This window comes from Candidatus Rhabdochlamydia sp. W815 (assembly GCF_018642185.1).
GTDB classification, from domain to species: domain Bacteria; phylum Chlamydiota; class Chlamydiia; order Chlamydiales; family Rhabdochlamydiaceae; genus Rhabdochlamydia; species Rhabdochlamydia oedothoracis.
The window spans coordinates 1-5,630 of the sequence record NZ_JAAVTY010000100.1 but is presented as its reverse complement, the minus strand read 5'-3'; the positions used below and the strand labels follow the sequence as shown (position 1 = coordinate 5,630).

Below are 5,630 nucleotides of genomic sequence, written 5' to 3'. Positions count from 1 at the left end.
AACTCTTCGTGGACGTGTTTTTTTGCGTGTAGACTCAAGTATTAGATGGATTTTGCTAAATTGTTTACGAGAAATATCGCTTGGATAAGAGCGGGTCATAACTACCTCCAAAGGTTTTATGAAAACTATCATTATACCTTACTAAAAAGATTTTAAACAGGCTCTTAGGTAATAATCTATTTTATCTTTTGCTCAATCAATTTTCTTAATTTTAAACTATCCTTAGCAAAAACGCGAATCCCTTCTGAGAGCTTCTCTGTTGCCATAGCATTTTCATTAAGATGCCAACGGAAAGATTGCTCATCTAATATAATTAGATCAGAGATGGTTTTTTTTGCTGTTTTAGGATCAAGTTTTCGCTTTAGAGGTCCTTCTAGATTTTGTAGTTCAGCGAGTAATTTAGGAGTAATAGTCAATAGATCACAGCCAGCCAATTCCAAGATTTCATCCGTATTGCGAAAACTAGCACCCATGACTTGGGTTTTATAACCCATTTTTTTATAATAGTTATAAATAGTTGTAACAGAGACAACACCTGGATCTTCGGTAGGGGAATAAGAGTCTTTTTTTTCCTGCTTTTTATACCAGTCCAAGATACGACCTACAAAAGGGGAAATCAGAGTAGCTTTTGCTTCTGCACAAGCTACTGCTTGTTCCAAACTAAAAAGCAGGGTCATATTGCAGTGGATACCTTCTTTCTCAAGTTGTTTGGCAGCTTTAATACCTTCCCATGTAGAAGCTAGTTTAATCAGAATGCGGTTGCGCTGGATACCAGCTTCTTCATATAAAGCAATTAAATAACGAGCTTTTTTGATACTTTTTTCTGTATCAAAAGAAAGATGAGCATCGATTTCTGTAGATACGCGTCCTGGGATAATTTTTAAAATTTCCAAACCGAAATTCACGAATAACTTATCGATAATGAATGCAATTAAAGTAGAGCCTGTTTGTTTGGTTTTTAATCCTGATTGGATAGCTTCTTCGATTAAGAATTGATATTCAGGTTTGTTAGAAGCTGCGAGAATTAATGAGGGGTTAGTCGTTGCATCTGTCGGTAGGTAAGTTTTAATTTCTTCAATTTCTCCCGTATCAGAAACAATGGTTGTTACTTTTTTAAGTTGCTCGAGCTTATTCATATAAACCTTTATTATTAGTAAAGCAAATGGTAACGAACACAGAGTTTAAGGAGAAGTAAAAAAATTAAAAATTTAGAAAGAGAATTGAACAGGGTTTATTAATTTAGAAAAGGTTTGTAATTTTTTAAAATTTTCTTGAAATTCAGTGGGTTTTATTATGGATTGATAACCACCGATTGCAATTTGTACTTCTTGGTTATTTTCTAATGCTTGTAAAAAAAAGGTAAGACATTCTAGAGATAAGAGTATCTTTTGCCCGCCTTCTAGACAATAAGCAGCAAATTGCTGGGATGCTTCTTTTGTGATAAGTTTAATTACAGCTGATTGCTTGATTGTGTGAGGATAGAGATTCAAATAAGCTTTCATGTTGCTTCCTATACACACGATCTCTAGATCTATGCCGCTCATGCGGTCTATATAAGATAGCTTGTTTGAGCAATGTTCTTTGCAGTCTGAGTAAAGGTGCTCTATTTGCCAGTTTGAAAAATGACCGCAGCTAAAAAGTGTAAGGAGAAAAAAAACAGATCTCATTTCAAGTAACTTATATGGAGCTGTTCACGAATAGATCTTAAGACAATCATTTGCCAATAGGCTCCTAGTGTTTGACAGTCTTCCAGCACTTTTTTCTGCAATGGCAACCAATATAGCTCTTGAAATTCTGTTTGGTTAAACATCTCTTCAAAATCGGTTTTCTTGGCGAGTAAAGCATTCCATTTTTCTAAAAGAGCGGTTTCTAATTGCTCTAAATATGCTTTTAATTCTTTAGGAAGGGATACATACAGATCGCAAGTACAAGTAAAAGACTTAAGCGTTTTTTGAAAAACTTCTAAGTGGCTAGGGAACTCTTTTTTTAAGGCTGTTGTGGTTAATATATAGGCTTTATTTTCTTTAATGAAAATAAGCTGCAATTTGCGTAAAGGGCCGTATTTAGTTTCCGTATCGATTTGTAAAAGATGGGCTGGACCAGCTTGTGTTTTCATTAAGCCCATGCTGCGCCAGCTTGTTTTTCGAGTTTTTTCATAGATGGCTTGTACCGCTTTTAAATACTCGGCAAGGTCCACTTTTATTTCTTCAACTGCCAAGATAACAGAAGGCGCAAGGGCTTGTTTGGTTTTACCGATAAAAGCAACTTTAACCCTTGGGGCCAGTATTTTAGGATCAGCAAAATCCCAATTAGGAGGAGGAGTAAAAAAACAAGAAGGCTGACCTGTGGTAATACAGAAACAAGAAGGGGAAAATAAAAGAGAAAATAAAAGAAGGCATATTTTATACATTAGATTTTAAACCTCTATTATGTCTTTAGATTTAAAAGTTTATAAAAAAGCATCTTATATAAAAGAGAGAGTTTTTGTGAAGAAAAATCTCTAATTCAAAGAGTATGTAATTGTTTTTATTAAATATAATCAAGGTATAAAAATTATTTAATAGATCATTTATATTCGATATTTGATATAATTATTGAAAATTACAACTAATTTATTTCAAAAAATATGATTCAGTCTATAAAAAGTTTTTTAAAACCTACTTATTACATTTCAGAAGAAGATAAGCAGCTGAAAGCAAGTGTTCAGATGATTTCTGATCACAAACAAAAAGGTGGCTTGAATGATCATGCCCGAGCTGTGGCCCAAGCTGTACACAGCATAGCGCTTGCAACCCTTGTTAATACTCCTTATTACCTCGCATTAGGAAGTAAAAATTTATGTTTAAACTGTATTCATTTGAATCTTGAGCACATGGTTTTAGGGCACTATAAATCTGCCATGCAAAATTTGATCTATTCCGTTATTGCCACGATTTATGCGGCGATGGGAATTTTCATTCCTTCTGTTCTTGATGGATTTAAGATGGGGGAATCTCAACCTGATGATCTCAATCCATCTCCTGATTCCGGTATGCCGAGTGTTACAAACCAAGAGGAATCTGAAAGATCTGAAACAAGAAGCTTTTTTAATACATCTCTTGGTTTTAGAGATCAAAATGGGATTGATAATGAACATGAAAGCAGAAATTCTATGCCTTCTCAGCTAAACTCCATACAGACATTGTCTATAGAACCTAAATTAGATAGCTTATCAGTTAGTGGTGGTTGGACAGTGATACCTAATATTGAATCCTTTGTAATTAAATCTACTAATATTCGTCTCCGTGACATGATTGGAGCCTACGGAGTTAACTTGGAAAGACAAGCTTATCGCACTGCTCTTAATGAGTATATTCGCATTCTTTGGGATGACTTTAACATAAATGTCAATGAAAGGCTTGGGGTAATTGAAAATTGGCTTAAAGGTCCGGCTCATCAAAACAATCCAATGATTAGCGCTCTTTACCGTACTTTACTCTGTTTAATAAAGCCTATTGCTTATTATAATGATAAAAGTCTTATCTATACTCATGCAAAAGAGCAATATGAAAAATATGTCACCTCACTGCGTGAGATAATTGCAACAGAGCAATATCAAAGCATCCGACAAGACCCTAATCTGAACGGAGATCTTAAAGAATGCCTTACTCTTACCCGCGCGCTTTGTGAAGCTCGTTTCCGTTCTGAAAACCATGGACTTCTACGCAGTCTCCTTCAGCTTCATGAAGATGAGTATGATCGACTACATCCTAAAAGAAAAGAGATCCCCGCTATAACCAGAGAGAATTTCGCTCGGGTCATAATAGCAAAAAACGAGAAGGTAAACGAAGCTCCTGCTTCAATGAAAGTTTCCTTAACTCAGAGAAGCTGTCGGATGGCTTATGGAGCTGTTGGGTTTGAAGATTTTTTAATGACAGATATTCCATTCCTGCGAGGAAAGCAAGTTTTCGTAAATGATCAGGGAGTGGAACGTAGCTTCTATTACATGCGTCATCCAACACCACATGTTGAGGGTTCTCCAGCTTGGATTACATTAGGAGCCATGTCAAGAATGCTTGGTTCAGCTTACATCGAATCAGGTGAAGCCATTGCTCCTGAGTTCGAAGGAATGTTGGGGGCGATAGCAGAGAGAAAAGAATCTTACCTTATTCAATCACACCAAAGACTAAATGATTTAGGTAAAGTAGAAAACGAAGATAGTCGATCACAAACCCTTTATCGCTTGCAAGAGAGTCATAAAAATTTTCATGTGGTCTTTCAGGCTGTGGAAGGCGATCTCTTTGATCGCATTGGCTCTTACGCAAAAATTACGACATTTGCAGATTTGAAAGAAGAGATTAAAGCATCTTTTGAATATGAAAAGCGTGATACAAGCCCTAATCGCTTACCAGCTTGCCTTGAGAAAGATGAAGAATATCGCGGTGTCATAGATCAACTTCTCAATCAGGTTCATCAAACCTTATTTGAAGGACGTCCTGATATTTCTTTCGATGGACAAGATCCAACGCAACCTGGAATAGACTATCCTAATCGCGAATGGCAAGCATTTATCTTAGCCTTCTATATTTTACAAGGGGATGATCTTAAGTTCCGCTTGCCGAATGTGAAGTACTTTTGCACAAACTGTAAGAACTTCTTTGACCGAGGAGGAAACCGCGCAATGGCCGAAGATCGCCTGCATCAAGAGATGAGCGAAAAAGAAGTTACAAATGAAGATCTTGAAGCAACCATTACTAATCTTATTCCTGTTCCTCTTCAAAGTAAAGGCAAGGCTGTTATCGAAAAGCGTTTGAAGCCAGGACTTGCTTTAGCAGAAATTTTAGCAGCGCTTCCTGTAGCAGATAGGCAACGCTTGCAAGAAATACGTTTTAAAGAAGGATATAAGCCAGAACGTTTTGAAGTGAGTAAAAAAGAGCAGCGTGCTGTTCCTCTTATTGAAGATGTGTGTACACTTCAAGAGATGCAAGAGGTGCTCAGAGCTTTACAAGGAAGGTCTTATTTGATTGTAGATAATGATATTGTTCAAAAAAACTGGGAGACTTACCAAGGAAAAGATCAAAGCTATTTATTTGATCAGATAGATTCAGATTTAAAACGTTCTACAGTGTATGTGGATGGGACTTGTTATAATGGTCAAGTCTGGTACCCTGGAACAACAAAATACAATGCGGAAGGAATTTTTGAATACTTAATAAGTCGTGGGATAAGTGAAAAGGTTACTCTTCAAGCAATGGCTCAAATGCAGCAAGGTATTTTTGTAGAACCTTTTAATGGCTTACAAGAAACATTTAAACATGATCATTTGGATCTATCTATTCTTCAGGGCAGAGAGAAACACACAATTCTTGCTCAAGTAGAAACAGACAGCATTATAATTGAAGCAAAAAAAAGCTTTAGATTTTTAAGCGCAGAACATCTAGCTGCTGTTTTTGATGTAACGATATGCGCTAAGATTCCTAAAGATGGAAGTGCTCCTAATGGTCGCTGGACTTGGGCAGTTGCTTAAGGTTTCTGTTTAAGCTTTATTCAATCGATCTTAGAGCCTGTTTAAAATCTTCTCATTAAGGTATAATGATAGTTTTCATAAAACCTTTGGAGGTAGTTATGACCCGCTCTTATCCAAGCGATAT

General features: G+C 36.3%; 4 protein-coding genes and 1 pseudogene. 1 reads left to right on the top strand and 4 read right to left on the bottom strand.

Translation table 11 applies throughout. The features are described 5' to 3' along the window. The 4 genes and pseudogenes from RHOW815_RS08645 to RHOW815_RS06585 form a co-directional block, all read right to left on the bottom strand. A pseudogene (locus RHOW815_RS08645) lies at positions 1-99 on the bottom strand (IS5/IS1182 family transposase); the annotation flags it as partial. Positions 100-176: 77 nt separating this feature from the next. Beyond that, on the bottom strand, positions 177-1,136 hold the full coding sequence (gene tal / locus RHOW815_RS06595; RefSeq protein WP_215217532.1) for a transaldolase: 960 nt from the start codon (positions 1,134-1,136) through the stop codon (positions 177-179). 72 nt (positions 1,137-1,208) lie between these two features. Continuing rightward, positions 1,209-1,544: a hypothetical protein gene (locus RHOW815_RS06590; protein ID WP_215217531.1), complete on the bottom strand. Its 336-nt coding sequence runs from the start codon at positions 1,542-1,544 to the stop codon at positions 1,209-1,211. Positions 1,545-1,663: 119 nt separating this feature from the next. Continuing rightward, positions 1,664-2,410: a hypothetical protein gene (locus RHOW815_RS06585; RefSeq protein WP_215217530.1), complete on the bottom strand. Its 747-nt coding sequence runs from the start codon at positions 2,408-2,410 to the stop codon at positions 1,664-1,666. A gap of 216 nt (positions 2,411-2,626) precedes the next feature. Here RHOW815_RS06585 and RHOW815_RS06580 point away from each other — a divergent pair, with 216 nt between their 5' ends. Further along, the gene (locus RHOW815_RS06580) at positions 2,627-5,506 is read left to right on the top strand and encodes a hypothetical protein (RefSeq protein ID WP_215217529.1); all 2,880 of its coding nucleotides are present in this window, start codon (positions 2,627-2,629) and stop codon (positions 5,504-5,506) included. Positions 5,507-5,630 lie beyond the last annotated feature (124 nt).

What these genes read in the sequence shown, in the direction of transcription:
- RHOW815_RS06580 (WP_215217529.1), top strand. Translation starts at nt 2,627, where the DNA reads ATGATTCAGTCTATAAAAAGTTTTTTAAAACCTACTTATTACATTTCA.
- RHOW815_RS06590 (WP_215217531.1), bottom strand. Translation starts at nt 1,544, where the DNA reads ATGAGCGGCATAGATCTAGAGATCGTGTGTATAGGAAGCAACATGAAA.
- tal (WP_215217532.1), bottom strand. Translation starts at nt 1,136, where the DNA reads ATGAATAAGCTCGAGCAACTTAAAAAAGTAACAACCATTGTTTCTGAT.
- RHOW815_RS06585 (WP_215217530.1), bottom strand. Translation starts at nt 2,410, where the DNA reads ATGTATAAAATATGCCTTCTTTTATTTTCTCTTTTATTTTCCCCTTCT.